The following is a 15,173-nucleotide window of genomic DNA, read 5'->3' as shown; positions in this document are numbered from 1 at the left end:
CGTCAAAGCACCTTTGAGGGGTCGAAAAATTCGGGTTTCAGATCCAGGCCGAGGATCGCCAATTCGTCGAGGAAACGCGGACGGATGCCGGTCGCCCGGAATTCGCCCAGAACCTTGCCGTGTTCGTCGACGCCCAGCCGCTTGAAATACATCAGTTCCTGAATTTGGACGACATCGCCTTCCATCCCGGTGATTTCGGAAATCGACACCACCCGCCTGGTGCCGTCGCGCAGCCGCGACAATTGCACGATCAGATCGATGGCGGATGTGATCTGCGACCGGATCGACAGCTGGCTCATCGGCATGCCGGCCATGCCGACCATCTGTTCCAGGCGCGCGATGGCGTCGCGCGGGCTGTTGGCGTGGATCGTCGACATCGATCCTTCGTGGCCGGTGTTCATCGCCTGCAGCATGTCGAAGGCTTCGGCGCCGCGCACCTCGCCGATGATGATCCGGTCGGGGCGCATCCGCAGGGCGTTCTTCACAAGGTCGCGCTGCATGATTTCGTTGCGGCCGTCCACCGTCGGCGGGCGGGTTTCCAGCCGCACCACATGCGGCTGTTGCAGCTGCAGTTCGGCCGCGTCTTCGATGGTGACCAGGCGTTCGTCATGCGGGATATAGGCCGACATCGCGTTCAGCATGGTGGTCTTACCGGACCCGGTGCCGCCCGACACGATGACCGAAATCTTGGCCTCGACCGCGGCGGCCAGAAGATCGGCCATGCCGGTGGCCAGCGCGTCGTTGTGCACAAGGCGGCTCAGCGAAAACGGCCGCTTGGAAAATTTCCGGATCGACACCTGCGGCCCGTCCACCGCGACCGGCCGGATCGCCACGTTCACCCGCGACCCGTCGGCCAAGCGGGCATCCACCAGCGGCGAACTTTCATCGACACGGCGCCCGACCGAGGCGACGATCTTGTTGATGATCCGCAAAAGGTGGTCTTCGTCCTTGAACCGGACCTTGGTTTTTTCCAGCTTGCCAAACCGTTCGATATAGACCCGGTCCGCGCCGACGATCAGGATATCCGAGACGGTATCGTCATCCAGCAGCGGTTCGATCGGGCCGAGCCCCAGCATTTCGTCGCCGATATCTTCGACCAGCGCGTCGAGCTCGGTCGAACTGAGCGGGAAATTGTGTTCCTTGGCATAGGCCCGCACCAGCGGCAGAAGCTCGGCGTGAATTTCATCCTCTTCCATCGTGTCGAGGATCGAAAGGTTGATCTTGTCGATCAGGTAGTGGTGCAGCGTCACCCGTTCGTTGACGAAATCCGGCAGTTCGGCCTCGGCGCTTGCCTTGGTTTTCACCATCACATGCGGTTCGGCATTCCCGGAAATATCCGGGGAAATCGGTATCGCATCCTGCTGGTCATCTGCGTCTTGGAACTTTTTAAAAAACCTTCCGACCATGATCGCCTTTCCGTCACCTTGTTCAGTGAACGATAACTTTTGTCCCCGTTGGAACTTTCTGAAATAAATCAAGCACATCCCGATTGGTCAGGCGAAAACAGCCCGACGTTTCATAGCCGCCGACCGTGTCGGCGCTATTGGTGCCGTGGATGCGATACAGCGTGTCGCGCCCATTCGAATAAAGATACAGCGCCCGCGCCCCCAGCGGGTTATACGGCCCCGGCGGGACATAGTCGGGCAGTGACGGATCGCGCTGCCGCATCGCCGACGGCGGGCGCCAGCCGGGCCATTCCTTCTTGGACCCGACATAGGTGGTGCCGGTCCAGCTGAAGCCGTCGCGGCCGACCGAAATCCGATAGCGTTCCGCCTTGCCGCCGCCAAGCACGCGGTGCAGCGTCCGGTCGCTGTTCGAAATGATGATCGTCCCGGGTTTTTCCGTGCTGGGGAAAGGCACGATCTCCAGCGTCTTTTCGCCGTGATCGCGGGGCACTTTCATCATCTCGGCCCTGACCCCAGCGGCCGGGATCAGGCTCAACGCTGCGCCAAGGACGAAGCGTCGCCGGGACAGGATCGCCCGACGGATCATCCCGCCACCTCCTCAAGCTCGATCTGCTTCAAGTAGTGCAGCAGGGAGCGCAGGTATTTCGAATGCGCGCTGACGGCGCTCGGCGGTACGCCGCGGTCGATGCTTTCCCCGATCAGGCTGTTGGCCTGCGGGATGTAATGCAACGGGGTGTCGCCGAACAGTTCCTTTAGACGCCGGCTTCCGATGCGCTGCCCTAACAGTTTGGTTTCCCATTTGTTGAACACGACCTGCACCGGGAAATCGGAGCCCCGCAACTGCTTGATCCGATCGACCAGTTCGAGCGTGTGCTTGATCGCGGGCAGGTTCAGCACCGTCACCAGCGTCAGGGTGTTCACCGCCGCGAACACGTCGTCTTTCCACTCGGTTTCGTAATAGGGAATGTCCAGGAACACCTGCTCATGCTCGGCGCTGACCGCATCCAGCATCCGCAGGACAAGTTCGTAGCCGTTCAGTTCGGTATTCAACTCGGGCCGCTTGAAGGAATAAAGATAGAACCCGTGTTCGTGGCGCTGCTGGATGACGCGGATGAATTCCCCGTCCACCCGGCGCGGCGTGGACACGACATTGGCCAGGTTGAAATTGCTGACCATGTTCACGACATAGCCGCAGTTGCCGGTCGAAAAATCCAGATCGAACAGGGCGACCGATCCCTTCTTGCTGAACAGCTTGGTCGCCGCCAGGTCCGCCATCGATACCGCCATCGTCGTGGCCCCGGCCCCGCCCACGGTCGACACCACCGCATGCACCCTGTTGCTGTGGCTCTTGCGGGCCCGGACCCCCTTGAAGATGCTGTCCATCAATTCGTCGGGACCGACCGGCGCCGGCAGCCAATCCAATACGTTGAACTTGAACAGAACGCGCATTTCCTGCGGCGACAGTGGCGGCGTCGTGACGATCAGCGGCATATCGGGCGCGAGGCTTCGGATCTTGTTGATGAAATCGACGTTGTCCTCGTCCATCCCGGACAGGTTGGCGATCAGGACATCCGCTTTGGAAAGATGCGTTCCCTGGGTCAGGTCTTCGTCCGCCAGGGCCGAAAACTTGATCCGCCGGTTGGCTGTGATCAGGGTTTCTAGATCGGTCGAAACGGCACCGGGGCCGTTCACCAACTTGAGCTGGACATTCGGCTGATTGGACATGGAAAGGCTTTCGTCAGCGCGTAAATTCATGGGCATACTCCCCGGCAACTGGATAAATCCTCACTGGTCATCGAAACCCGCTGCGCCGGTATTTCGAAGCTCGATGCGAAGGTGGAGGATGGAAGGAAGAACCTGATCAGGTCATCCAGAATGAAAAAATCGAAATTCAATCCATCCACCTCGACGGAAACGGTCACGACAGGCCCCCTTGGTCGGCCGACATAGCCAAGACCGGACCGCCGATATGTGATCACAAGGTTGTCTTCCGATATGAAGGGCGCGACATCGCAGATGCCGGACAGGTCGCCGGTCGCGCCGCAAAGACCGTCGCCGCCATCGTAAATCCGCGCCAGGGCATCCGCATCGCAACCCGCAGCGCCGGGCCCGCAGGTTACTTCGCGGAAATCCGTTGGAACCGGTGTCCCATCCGAATCCTCGGGATAATCTTCGGTCAGCCATGTCATGTCGGCCACAGCCGGGGAGGACACCGCGGCCAGCCGGGCACCGACCTGCATCGCCTTCGCGGTCTGGCTGAACTGGTACATCATGGTTCCAACCTCGATCATGCCCGCCATCAGCAGAAAGACCAAGGGAATGGTCAGCAGGGCCTCGATCATGGTGACGCCCGTTTCCTGCCGCAGGAACCGGCTGTAGATATTGCGCGTTACCATCCGATGAACCTCATCTCGTATGAGTATTGGATGGTCGGGGCCGTCCCCAGAATGAAGCCCAGGGCGGGCGATCCCTGATATTGCGTCCGCCCCGTCACGGTGACCACGGAGATCGCAGCGCTGCCACCGGGTGGCGACGGCGGCGTGGCCGGAGTGATGGTCAGTTCCGATGCGTCATTCCAGCCGGCGACCCGTTCGAAATCGCCAACCGTTGGCTGGCCGTAGAATGCGATGTTGCGCGCGATTTCCTGCGAACAGGTGACGCCGCTGATCGCATTCGCGCAGCGCGACCAATAGCGGGCCGCGTCGCGCACCCCGGTCTGCAACTGCATCCGCTGCCACAGCATATTGCCGAATTCCAGCAAGCCGAAGGTCAGGATGATGAGAACGGGCGCAACAACGAGGGCCTCAACAAGGATGACCCCCTGCTGGTCCTGTCGCAATCCGGTATGGCCGTGCTCAGACATTGCGAGACTCGATCTCGTTCAAGAACAAATACACAAACGCGGGGACGGAGGTGCGCGCAGCCGCACCAACATCCAATGAGCTGATAATGGCGCCGGCGGTCAGCCGCCGTACCCGACCGTGGTCCGGTAGGCGGCCGGCGGCCAGGGCTGGATTTCCTGGATCGCCGTGTTCGCCATCGAGGCGTTCCCCGCCCGTGCCGTAATCGTGTCGCGGTTGCTGAGGTAATCGGCGCAACCGGACAGGGTCAGGATCATGCCCCCGAAAAGCGCGGCGATCCCCAGCTTACTTTTTCTTGATGACGCCATCTTCAAACTCCAGATCAATCATGTGGCCGTAGGGGCCAGCGACCCCGGTGCCGTCGCGGAACCGGCGCAGCAAATTGCGGTTCACTTCCAACATCCCCAGGAGGAAAAGCTCGACATCGTTCGAAGAGCGCGCGTCATCCAGCGGCGAGGCCAGCGGCTTGTTCGGGCCGACCGGCTGCACCAGCCGCGGCGTCACCAGGATCACCAGGTCGGTTTCCCGCTTCTGGAATCCGCGCGAACTGAACAGCGCGCCAAGGATCGGCACCTGGCCCAGCCACGGCACCTGATCGGTGGTGCGCGCGTTGTTGGCCTGAAGCAGGCCGGCGATGGCGAAGCTTTGCCCGTTGCGCAGCGATACGGTGGTTTCGGCCTTGCGCGAAATGAAGGCCGGTTGACCGTTCACCGTCACCGACGGGTCGATATCGCTGACCTCGGGGCTGATGCGCAGGCTGATCAGCTCGTCGTCCAGGACCTGCGGCACGAAATTCAGCCGCACCCCGTATTCGCGGTAATCGGTGCCGGAAATCGCGGTGCCGTTTTCGTTGATCGTGGCCTCGGGGATCGGCACTTCGCCACCGACGACGAAATTCGCCTCGATCCCGCTGGTGGTGACCAGTTTCGGATTGGCCAGCCGGCGGGCCAGGCCCTTGGATTCAAGCGCGTTGATCACAGTGTCGATCCGAAAGCCCGACACTTCAAGCAACTGACCCACGACAGAACCGAAGGGCGCCCCGGCCGGTATAGCGCTCTGTCCGTAATTGGTGGTGAACGCCTGCGAACCGTCGCTCCGCGTTCCGGTCAGATCGACGCCCAGGTTCCGCCCCGAATTGCGCTCGACCTCGAGGATACGGACATCCAGTTCGACCTGCTGGGCGCTTTTGACCTGCAGCGCGTTGACGATCGGATCGCTGGAAAACTGCGACGCGATTTCCAGCACCCGGCGTTCATCCACGTTGTTTTTCACCTGACCTGACAGGCGGATGCGGTTGTTGACGTTCAGGACGTCGACCTGCGCGCTGGGCACCGCGCGGGAAATCGCGCGTTCCAGTTCCGAAAAATCGGTGCGGACAAGAACCGACAGGACCTCCAGCAGCTTCTTGTTGCTGTCGTAGAGCGTCACGTTGGTCAGGCCGTTCTGCCGCGCCTGAATATAGAGAGAACTGTCGGTCAGCGGGAAGGCATCGATGATGCTCGTGTCGCCGATCAGAATATCCGCATAGGGTTTGTTGGTCCGCACCGTGAGCGTCGTGCTCGGCGCGATTTCGATCTTGGAAACGACCCCGTCGCCGATGGTGATGTCCCGCGTCTGCGCCGATGCCGGAACCGCCAGCGCCGCGGCAAGAACGAATGCCAGCCCCAGCACGGCGAACACGCCTGACCTTTGAAATTTGTAGATAAGTCTATTCATTGTTTTTCCCTGCCCCTGAAACCTGCTCTTCTTCAACAACAACAGCTCCTCCCTAAAAACGGGCAACGCTTATCGCTTATTGACTTGCTTCAGCGCCGCCTTGAGCGAACGCGTCTGCCACGGAATGTTCCACCTTATACTCATCCCGATTGCCGTTCCGGATGACACCAATCGTACTCTTCTTCGGTGGAGCAGCGACGGTCGGAACCGGCGCTTCGACAGGGCGTTCAACAACAACTTCCTTTTCGACTATAACAGGTTCTTGGGAATCAATCTTCTGTTCTACACCTTCCAGGCGGGTTGAAATTCCTTCGGATATGTTTTTCAGCAACGCTTCCAGCTCATCCAGCCGCTGTTGCGAGGCCTCGTCGCGCGTTTCTGCGGCCTGCAGACGCGCTTCCTCGACCGCTTTTTCGGCTTCCGCCTGCATCTTCAAAAGCTCCTCGCGGGCCTGGCTGGCCTCTTGCCGCGCCTTTTCGGCCTCTTCCTGCACGCGGGCCAGGTTTTCGCGGGCCAGGGCCTGGGCGACGTCGGCGTCGCTCAGATCGTTCAACGTCAGCCGTTCCGGTTGTTCCACATCGGTCGAGGCCACGTTGCGCAGCGCCAGCGACAGGGTTCCGACATTTCCGGCCAGAACCAGTTTCTGCGCCTCTTCCGTGCTGACCTCGAACGTGACGGTGCGCACGACGCTGGGCTGATCCTTGCGATCGTCCGCGATCTGGTCGATCGCCAGTACCTTCACCCCCTGCAGCAACACATCGACGAAGGTTTCGCCGGATTGGCCGCGGGTCAGCAGGATATCCACCCGGTCGCCCGGCAAAACGAAACCGGCCACGCCCAGAACGTCGTTCACCCGGATGGACACCGCTTTCATCCCGGGCGTCAGCGAGGTGGACAGTTTCGCCCGCTGACCGGGGATGGTCACCTTGTTGGACAGGATCGGTTCGCCGACGGACATCGACGTCAGCGCGAAACGCGCGTTTTCTTCGCTGTCGTCGACGACCAGGTCTTCGATGGTCGCGAACGACCCCTGCGGCAAAACCTGCGCCGCCCATTCGATTTCGCGCAGCTTGTTCGGGATCAGCCGCTCACCGAAGCTGATCTGTTCCGCGGCCACGACGATCGTGTTTTTGGGTTTGTCTTCGTCTTTTCGCAGAACGGCAGGGGCCGAGGCGGTGATTTGCTGCCTTTCCAGCGCCAACCAGTTGCGTGCAGCGACAACGGCAAGGCCGGCCAGGATCAGGGCCAGGATGAAGCTGATAACTACAGAAAGCCGCATATACTTTTCCTATTATCGAACCTTGGGACACTTTCCTGCTTCGGAAACCGGAGGTTCAGGAATGCGTGGAAGGTAGATTCGAATGCCTGTTTGCATTGGGTCCGACATGACCGAGCTGTCGAACAGATCGCTTCATGCGGCACCGCCGGGACCAGTTACGAGAGTCTTGGCAACTCCGTTGCAGCCACATCGCCAGGGGCAAATTTCTAATATAAATGCCCCTGGTGATAGGCAGATTCTGTTGTGAATCCGGCGATTTATTCGACGACGGCCGGGGGTGTGCCCAACTGGTCATCCAGCCATCCGGCCCATGCTGTCCACGCAGCCGACAGGTTATCGCCGAAAAGGATAACCGCGGCGATCACGCCACCGATCAGCAGGCCGAGAACGACCAGGTATTCGGTGAGCGCCAGACCGTCGTCGTCGGCACGAAGGCGGCGGATAACGTCTGCGATATAAAGCGTCACGAAATTCATCTCATTCAACTCCAATTTTCCAAGCGCTGCGAGCGCGTTTCACACTTTAAAAACCTTGATTTACCGTCCGTTCTAATACGAGGGATTAAGGCGATTAGTACGGGTTACTAGGAACAGGTATACATCTGATGAACAAAGGAACTTTGATTTAGATTAAGAAACTATCCGGGGCGTCACAAATGTTTCGAATAGCCCCGACTGTAAGATGTTGTAATTGTATTTAAATAAATACACTTTTACGCCAAATTCGCCGAAAACAATCTGTTTCAACACTCATAAGTTGCTTTTATACCGCTTTGGTAGTTTGGAATAATTCTAATCAAATTTATTGTAGAATAGACGTTAAATCCAATTAACTATCTTAAGACGATTTTTGTATTTAAAAAACAATCAGGCATAGAAAATAGAATCGAAATGTTATTGCCTGTGTCTACAAACATCACTTTTCGAATCATGAAAACCCGGAATTGAAGCCCCCGGGTTTTGCCCCGGCCGGATGGTGCCACACTGCCACGCGATCGGCTTGAATATCGGCCGTTCGGATCGTTTGCGCAGGGCCCGCAAGCACCGGTGTCACCCATCACTTGGCGCCCGGCCGCTTTGCGCCCACGGAGCAAGGGGGCGATGGGTCTGCGCCGGATTTCTATGAGCTTTGTGATAGAAGCGCGGTCACAAATCCCGGCATTGCCGGTCGCACAGCGCGCCGAGGAAGGCCAGGCAGGCCTCGATCTGCGCCGTCTCGATGTATTCATCGGGGATATGCGCCTGCTCGATACTGCCGGGGCCGAATACCACGCTGGGCAGGCCCTCGCGGTCGAAACAGCCCGCATCGGTGCCGAAGGGCGCGGCGGTGAAGCCGTTTTCGCCGCTCAGCTGCCGCACCACGTCCAGCGCCGAAGAACCCGGATCGAAGCGCAGCCCCGGGTAATTCGAAACCTGTTCGGTCACGATCGACGCCTGCGGGAAGGCGGCCTGCATTTGCGCTTCCAGATCGTTCAGGAACGCCTCGATCCGCCGCATTGCCGCGATCCCGTCATCGGGCGGGGTGACGCGCAGTTCCCAGTCCAGCGTGCAATCCTCGGCGATGATGCTGCGCCCGGCACCGCCGCCGATGGTGCCCACGTTGACCGTATTATAGGGCGGATGGAACGGGCTGTCGGGCAGCGGGTTGGCGGCAAATTCCTGCCCCAGCCCTTCGAGGAAGGTGATGAAGCGGGCGGCGTAATGAATAGCGCTGACACCGCGCGCAGGGTCCGAGGAATGGCCCGCGACGCCGGTGAAGCGGGTGCAGCGCTCGAACCCGCCCTTGTGGCCCGCGACCACCTTCATTTCCGTCGGTTCGCCCACGATCACCGCCGCCGGTTTCATCCCGGTCGCCACGAAATGCCGCGCCAGCCCCGGCGCGCCGATCGACCCGGGTTCCTCGTCATAGGTGAAGGCCAGGTGCACTGGCCGCTTCAGCGGCGCTGTGACGAGGTCTGGAACCACGGCAAGGGCGCAGGCCAGGAACCCCTTCATATCGACCGCCCCGCGGCCATAGACGCGGCCCGCCTCGCGGGTCAGTTCGAACGCGGGCCGTGTCCAGGCCTGCCCGTCGACCGGCACCACGTCCATATGTCCCGACAGGGCGATACCGCCATCCACCGCCGGGCCGATGGTGGCCAGCAGGTTGGCCCGTTCGCCACTGTCGTCGAAGATGAGTTCGGAATAGACGCCGTGATCCTTGAGATAGGCCTGGACATAACCCGCGATGTCCAGGTTGGACTGCCCCGGCAGGCCGGGAAAGCGGACCAGATCGTCAAGCAGGTCGAGGGCGGAATTCAAGGTCGCGGCCAATGCGATGCGTCCCGTCTTGCGAATAAATAAAAACGGCCCGGCGATGGGCCGGGCCGTTTCAGATTGAAATCCGCGACGGCGGCTGCCGTCAAGCCGCGATTGCGCGATCAGCCGTAGAACAGCCGCACCAGCCACATCGTGATCGACGGGAAGAGCACCAGGATCCCGATCCGGATGATGTCCGAGGCCACGAAGGGCATTGCCCCGCGATAGGTGTGACCGATGCTGACACCCTTGGACATCGCGTTGATGACGAACAGGTTCATGCCGACCGGCGGGGTGATCAGACCGATTTCCGCCGACATCAGCACCAGGATGCCGAACCAGATGCCGATTTCCGCCTGCGGGATACCGAAATCCAGCTGCGTCACGATCGGAATGAAGATCGGCACGGTCAGGAAGATCATCGCCAGAGAATCCATCACCGTTCCCAGGATCAGGTACAGCAGCAGCATCCCGATCAGGATCGTCCACGGGCTGACGTCGGCCTCGAGGAAATAGGCGGCCAGCGTCTGCGGCAACTGCGCCGAGGACAGGAAGGAATTGAACACGCCCGCCGCCAGGATGATGAAGAAAATCATCGCCGAGGACTGCGCGGTGTTCAGCAGGGCTTCCTTGATCACCTCAAGGTTCAGGCTGCGCTTGGACCAGGCCACGACAGCGGTGCCGGCTACGCCAACGGCGGCGGCGGCGGTGGGCGAAAACGCACCGGTATAGATGCCGCCGATCACCAGCGCGAAGATCAGCATGACGGGCCAGACCTGGAACAGCGCCTGGAAGCGGTCGCGATAGGGCATCCGCGGCAGCGCGTTGCCCGACCCCGGCACCATGCGGGTATAGATCGACACGGTGACCATGTAGCCCAGCATGGCCAGGATGCCCGGGATGAAGGCCGCGGTGAACAGCTTCTCGATGTTTTCCTCGGCCAGGATCGCATAGACGACCAGAACCACCGAGGGCGGGATCAGGATGCCCAGTGTGCCGCCCGCGGCCAGCGCGCCGGTGGACAGCGCCCCGCTATAGCCCGCGCGGTCCAGTTCCGGCAAAGCCACCCGGCCCATCGAGGACGCGGTGGCCAGCGACGAACCGCAGACCGCGCCGAACCCGGCCGAGGCGCCGATCGCCGCCATGGCCAGCCCGCCGCGGCGGTGACCCAGCCAGGCTTCGGCGGCCTTGAACAGCGATGTGGACATGCCGCCGCGGGTGGCGAATTCGCTCATCAGCAGGAATAGCGGGATGATCGACAGCGAATAGTTGGTCAGCGTGCCGTAGGTGAAGGTCTTCAGCTGGCTGTCCATCATCCGCATGTTGCCGGCGACCAGGTAGGTACCGACCAGGCCGACGATGAACATCGCGGCGGCCAGTGGTACGCGCAGCGCGATCAGCAGCAGCAGAACCGGGAAGCTGAGCAGGCCCAGCTGGAAATCAGTGAAAGTGGATGTCAGGAATTCGAACATGGATCACTGCCCCGCCTGAGGATTTTTGAACAGGTCGCGGGCGCTGCGCCAGACGCAGAAGCAAGCGACGATGAGGAAGGCGGCGACGCAGATTTCGGCCACGATATAGGTGGGCCAGAGCGGCAGGCCGAGGATTTGCGATTCCTGGTTGGTGCTGATCCGGTCGGCGGCCTGGGCGAAATCGCCCTGCAGCAGAAGGTTGCCGAAGGGTTCTTTCGACCCACGGGCCTTCTTGATGATCAGGAACCATTGCCGGGTCAGGATCAGATAGGCGATCGCCGCCAGCGCGATATCCGCGATCAGGTTCAGGAACCGGTTCAGGCGGCGGCCGAAAACCGGTTCGAACAGGTCGATCCGGATATGGCCGGACCGGATCATCACCCAGGGCAGCGCCGCGAACAGGGCGAAGCCGACGCCATAGGTGACAAGCTCTTCCTCGCCGAGGATGGCGTGCAGCCAGGGCAGGGCGTCGCCGATGGGGCCGGAACCGAACATCCCGTCCAGCACGCGCCGGACCAGTTTCAGAATGATGCTCAGGCAGGTGACGAGAGTGGCGAAGATCAGCCCCAATCCGCCCAGCAGGGCCAAACCGGCCGCAAAGCGCGTGATCGCCCTTTCGGTACGTTCGTAGATTGTCATGAAATCATCCAGCAAAGGGGGTGGTCCGACCCGCTGTGGCGGGCCGGACCTGCGTAGGGTGAGCGGATTACTGGTTTTCCGCGATCAGCGCTTTGGCTTTTTCGATGGCGGCGGCGCCGTCGAAGCCTTCGCCGTTGGCGCGTTCGATCCAGCGGTCATAGACCGGCTTCGCCGCGTCGATCCAGCGGGCCACTTCGGCTTCGTCCAGCTGGATGATGTTGTTGCCTTCCGCCTTGGACCGGCCGAATGCATCGGCTTCGACCATCACGTTACCGGCGAATTCCGCCAGCGCCTTGCCGGTCTGTTCGTCCAGGATAGCGCGCAGGTCTTCGGGCATCGATTCATAGACGTCCCAGTTCATCGCCAGAACGAAGGTCGCGGTGTAAAGCGCCTTGTCGCCACCAAGCTCGGTATGGTTGTGAACCAGCTCGGCCAGACGGATCGACGGGGTCACTTCCCACGGCACCACGGCGCCGCTGATCACGCCCTTGGACAGGTTTTCCGGGATCTTCGGCAGCGGCATGCCAACCGGGGTCGCGCCCAGTTCGCCCAGCAGGTCGGTGACCAGGCGGGTCGGGCCGCGCATTTCCTTGCCGGCCAGGTCTTCCAGCTTGGTGATCGGTTCTTCGGAGTGGATCACGCCGGGGCCGTGAACCCAACCGGTGAGGATCTTGGCTTCTTCGAATTCGCCGTCCTGCAGGTCGCTTTCGACCAGATCATAGAAGGCTTTCGAGGTGGCCACCGGATCCTGCATCATGAAGGGCAGTTCGAACACTTCGGACTGGTTGAAGCGGCCCGAGGTATAGCCCGGCAGGGTCAGGGCGATATCGACGGCGCCGTCGACGGCCTGGTCGTACAGGTCGCCCGGACGGCCGCCCAGCGACATGCTGTCGAACAGTTCAAGCTTGATGCGGCCGTCGCTGGCCTTGGCGATGTTTTCGGCCAGCGGCACGAGGAATTTCGCGTGCAGCGGGGCTTTCTGCGACATGAAGTGATGAACGCTGAGCGTCACTTCCTGCGCGTGGGCGGCGCTGGCTGCGCCCAGTACGGCAAGCGCCGCAAAGGATGTCTTCAGGAAACGTTTCATGGGTTCCTCCCGGTTGTAAGGGTCAGATGGCTTTTACGAAACGGCGGAAAGAATGACCAATTTAAAACACGTCTGCATTATTAATTTTGGCTATAGATATTTGATTTAGCTATAGGGATATTTTCTGGCGGGTGTCAGCTCATGCTGCAATGCGGCAATCTGCTCAGAAAATGTGCATGATCAATGTCTTTTTACATTTTGCTCAGCGACTCACCCGGGACCGAGTCGCGGCCGGTGAACGACCGCCGTGGCGCGCTACCTCCGGCCGGGCCACGGCCGGAACACCCCGGCCGCATCCCCGATGACACAGGCCCCAAGTTACAGACCGGCCTGCAGCGTGGTTTCGCTTGGCCGCGTCTGCGCGACCACCTTGCCGTTCGAAATCACCGACAGCCGCGCCGGGCGCAGGCGCAGCGCCTCGATCGGGTTGGGGGCGTCCAGAACCACCAGGCTCGCCCTTGCACCCTTGGACAGGCCATAATCGAGCCCTAGGATCTTCGCCGGGGTTTCGGTGACCATGCCGAAGGCCGCGCGCATCTGGTCGGGCGATGTCATTTGCGCCACGTGCAGCCCCATATGCGCCACGTCCAGCATGTCGCCCGATCCCAGCGGATACCACGGGTCCTTGACGCAATCCTGACCGAAGGCGACGGTCAGCCCGGCCGCGCGCAGTTCCGGCACCCGCGTCATGCCCCGCCGCTTGGGATAGCTTTCCATCCGCCCCTGCAGGGTGATGTTGATCAGCGGATTGGGAATGGCGGCCAGTTCGGCCTCGGCCATCAGCGGGATCAGCTTGGCGACATAGTAATTGTCCATCGAATGCATCGAGGTCAGGTGCGACCCGGCCACCCGCCCCTGCAGGCCAAGCCGCGTGGTTTCGGCGGCCAGCGTTTCGACATGGCGCGACATCGGGTCGTCGCTTTCGTCGCAATGCAGGTCCACCATCAGCCCCCGCTCGGCGGCCAGCTCGCAGGCCGCCCGGACCGAGGCCGCGCCGTCGGCCATGGTGCGTTCGAAATGCGGGATGCCGCCGACCACGTCGACACCAGCGTCCAGCGCGCGGATCACCTGCGCTTCCGCGCCTTTTGCGCGATACCAGCCGTCCTGTGGAAAGGCGACCAGTTGCAGGTCCAGGACATGCTTCACCAGATCGCGCACTTCCAGCAGCGCCTCGACCGTCTTGAAATCCGGGTCGGTCACATCGACATGGCTGCGGATCGCAAGGATGCCCTTGCCGATCGCCTGGCGGCAATAGTCCAGCGCGCGGGTGACGATTTCCTCGCGCGTCTGGATCGGTTTCAACTCGCCCCAAAGCGCGATCCCTTCCAGCAGGGTGCCCGACGCGTTGACCCGCGGCCGGCCATAGCTGAGCGTCGAATCCATGTGGAAATGCGAGTCGACAAAGGGGGTGCTGACCAGCTTGCCACTGGCGTCGATCACCTCACCCGCGTCGGCCGCGATCCCGGGTTCCACCGCGGCGATCCGGTCGCCTTGAATGGCGATATCCGCCACTGTGCCGTCGGGCAGGGTGCCGCCCTTCACGATCAGATCAAAACTCATGTCTGGGGTCCTTCATAGGCCGGGAAGGGCAACACGCGCAGCCCGCCCTCGGCATCCAGTTTCGCGGAATGATCGGCGATCTCGCCCAGCGTGGCAAACCATGCGCCTTCGGTCAGCGCGGTTTCCAGCCATTCCTCGACCACCTGCCAGCGCGCCCGCCGCCCGGTCAGGAACGGATGCCAGACCGCGTGCCACAGCCCGCCATCCTTCTTGGCGGCCACGAATTCCTCGAAAAACGGTGCCAGCCCCTCGGACGGGCCCCGCACCGGCATCATGTAGCCGATTTCCTCGTAATGAGCGAAGGGCGGCCAATCATCGATACCCCAATGCGGCGGGATTTCGATCAGCTTCCGCCCCGACACGTCCAGCGCGTAAGGATCGTCATCGGCCATCATCGAACTGTCATAGGTGAAACCCCTGTCCAGCAGCAGCCCCGGCAGGTCGTTGGTGATCTGGTAGACCGGCGCGCGATAGCCGCGCGGGCGGTAGCCGGAAAACGCCGCCAAGGCCTCGATCGCCTTGTCCAGATCCTCGGCCTGCTGATCGGCGCTGCGATTGGCCGGGTTTTCGTGAATCCAGCCGTGGCAGCCGATTTCGTGCCCGCCTTCCAGGATCGCCTCGACCGCCTTGGGATAGGTCTGCACACACCAGCCGGGGATGAAGAAGCTCTGCTTCATCCCCAGCCGGCGATAGGTTTCCAGGATGCGCGGGATGGCGACATGCGGCCCGTATTGGCCCATCGATACCGCATAGGCGTTTTTCCACCCGTCCGGCCCGGCGGCGTGGATCAGGCTGTCGGCATCCATGTCGAAGGTGATCGCGGCGGCAAATCCCGCCCCATTGGGCCAGTCCATCC

Annotated in this window: 15 protein-coding genes; all 15 read right to left on the bottom strand. The window is 61.4% G+C overall.

The genetic code is table 11. The features are described 5' to 3' along the window. Positions 1–2: 2 nt before the first annotated feature. The 15 genes from GR167_RS08250 to GR167_RS08180 all read right to left on the bottom strand — a co-directional run bounded on the left by GR167_RS08250 (position 3) and on the right by GR167_RS08180 (position 15,171). Positions 3–1,307: a TadA family conjugal transfer-associated ATPase gene (locus GR167_RS08250; protein WP_235915886.1), complete on the bottom strand. Its 1,305-nt coding sequence runs from the start codon at positions 1,305–1,307 to the stop codon at positions 3–5. Positions 1,308–1,428: 121 nt separating this feature from the next. Beyond that, the gene (locus GR167_RS08245; RefSeq protein WP_160972990.1) at positions 1,429–1,992 is read right to left on the bottom strand and encodes a L,D-transpeptidase; all 564 of its coding nucleotides are present in this window, start codon (positions 1,990–1,992) and stop codon (positions 1,429–1,431) included. Beyond that, positions 1,989–3,131, bottom strand: coding sequence for a P-loop NTPase family protein (locus tag GR167_RS08240; protein WP_160972989.1), 1,143 nt, complete (start codon positions 3,129–3,131; stop codon positions 1,989–1,991). The genes GR167_RS08245 and GR167_RS08240 overlap by 4 nt, the downstream gene beginning before the upstream one ends. A 26-nt stretch (positions 3,132–3,157) precedes the next feature. Continuing rightward, positions 3,158–3,802 (bottom strand): TadE/TadG family type IV pilus assembly protein, encoded by a 645-nt coding sequence (locus tag GR167_RS08235; RefSeq protein ID WP_160972988.1) that lies wholly within the window; start codon positions 3,800–3,802, stop codon positions 3,158–3,160. Continuing rightward, positions 3,796–4,269, bottom strand: a complete 474-nt coding sequence (locus GR167_RS08230; protein ID WP_160972987.1) for a TadE/TadG family type IV pilus assembly protein — start codon at positions 4,267–4,269, stop codon at positions 3,796–3,798. Before GR167_RS08230 ends, GR167_RS08235 begins: the two co-directional genes overlap by 7 nt. A gap of 99 nt (positions 4,270–4,368) precedes the next feature. Beyond that, positions 4,369–4,575 carry a hypothetical protein gene (locus GR167_RS08225; protein ID WP_160972986.1) on the bottom strand — a complete coding sequence of 69 codons (207 nt, stop codon included), beginning with the start codon at positions 4,573–4,575 and terminating at the stop codon, positions 4,369–4,371. Continuing rightward, complete coding sequence (locus GR167_RS08220; RefSeq protein ID WP_160972985.1) at positions 4,553–5,983, bottom strand: type II and III secretion system protein family protein; 1,431 nt, start codon at positions 5,981–5,983, stop codon at positions 4,553–4,555. The genes GR167_RS08225 and GR167_RS08220 overlap by 23 nt, the downstream gene beginning before the upstream one ends. Before the next feature lie 76 nt (positions 5,984–6,059). Next, a complete protein-coding gene (gene cpaB / locus GR167_RS08215; RefSeq protein ID WP_160972984.1) occupies positions 6,060–7,262 on the bottom strand; it encodes a Flp pilus assembly protein CpaB in 1,203 nt (400 codons plus the stop codon). A gap of 257 nt (positions 7,263–7,519) precedes the next feature. After that, on the bottom strand, positions 7,520–7,738 hold the full coding sequence (locus GR167_RS08210; protein WP_160972983.1) for a Flp family type IVb pilin: 219 nt from the start codon (positions 7,736–7,738) through the stop codon (positions 7,520–7,522). Positions 7,739–8,407: 669 nt separating this feature from the next. Continuing rightward, positions 8,408–9,574 (bottom strand): acetylornithine deacetylase, encoded by a 1,167-nt coding sequence (gene argE / locus GR167_RS08205; RefSeq protein WP_160972982.1) that lies wholly within the window; start codon positions 9,572–9,574, stop codon positions 8,408–8,410. 107 nt (positions 9,575–9,681) lie between these two features. Then, entirely contained in the window at positions 9,682–11,031 is a 1,350-nt protein-coding gene (locus GR167_RS08200; RefSeq protein ID WP_160972981.1) for a TRAP transporter large permease, read from the bottom strand. A 3-nt stretch (positions 11,032–11,034) separates the two neighbouring features. Beyond that, a complete protein-coding gene (locus GR167_RS08195; RefSeq protein ID WP_160972980.1) occupies positions 11,035–11,670 on the bottom strand; it encodes a TRAP transporter small permease subunit in 636 nt (211 codons plus the stop codon). 67 nt (positions 11,671–11,737) lie between these two features. Further along, positions 11,738–12,757: a TRAP transporter substrate-binding protein gene (locus GR167_RS08190; protein WP_160972979.1), complete on the bottom strand. Its 1,020-nt coding sequence runs from the start codon at positions 12,755–12,757 to the stop codon at positions 11,738–11,740. 318 nt (positions 12,758–13,075) lie between these two features. After that, a complete protein-coding gene (locus GR167_RS08185; protein ID WP_160972978.1) occupies positions 13,076–14,317 on the bottom strand; it encodes an amidohydrolase family protein in 1,242 nt (413 codons plus the stop codon). Then, a complete protein-coding gene (locus GR167_RS08180; RefSeq protein ID WP_160972977.1) occupies positions 14,314–15,171 on the bottom strand; it encodes a polysaccharide deacetylase family protein in 858 nt (285 codons plus the stop codon). The genes GR167_RS08185 and GR167_RS08180 overlap by 4 nt, the downstream gene beginning before the upstream one ends. Positions 15,172–15,173: the final 2 nt, after the last annotated feature.

This window comes from Thalassovita mangrovi, assembly GCF_009857745.1.
Taxonomy (GTDB): Bacteria; Pseudomonadota; Alphaproteobacteria; order Rhodobacterales; family Rhodobacteraceae; genus Thalassobius; species Thalassobius mangrovi.
Note: the sequence above shows the minus strand (reverse complement) of the source record. Positions and strands in the feature narration are given on the sequence as shown.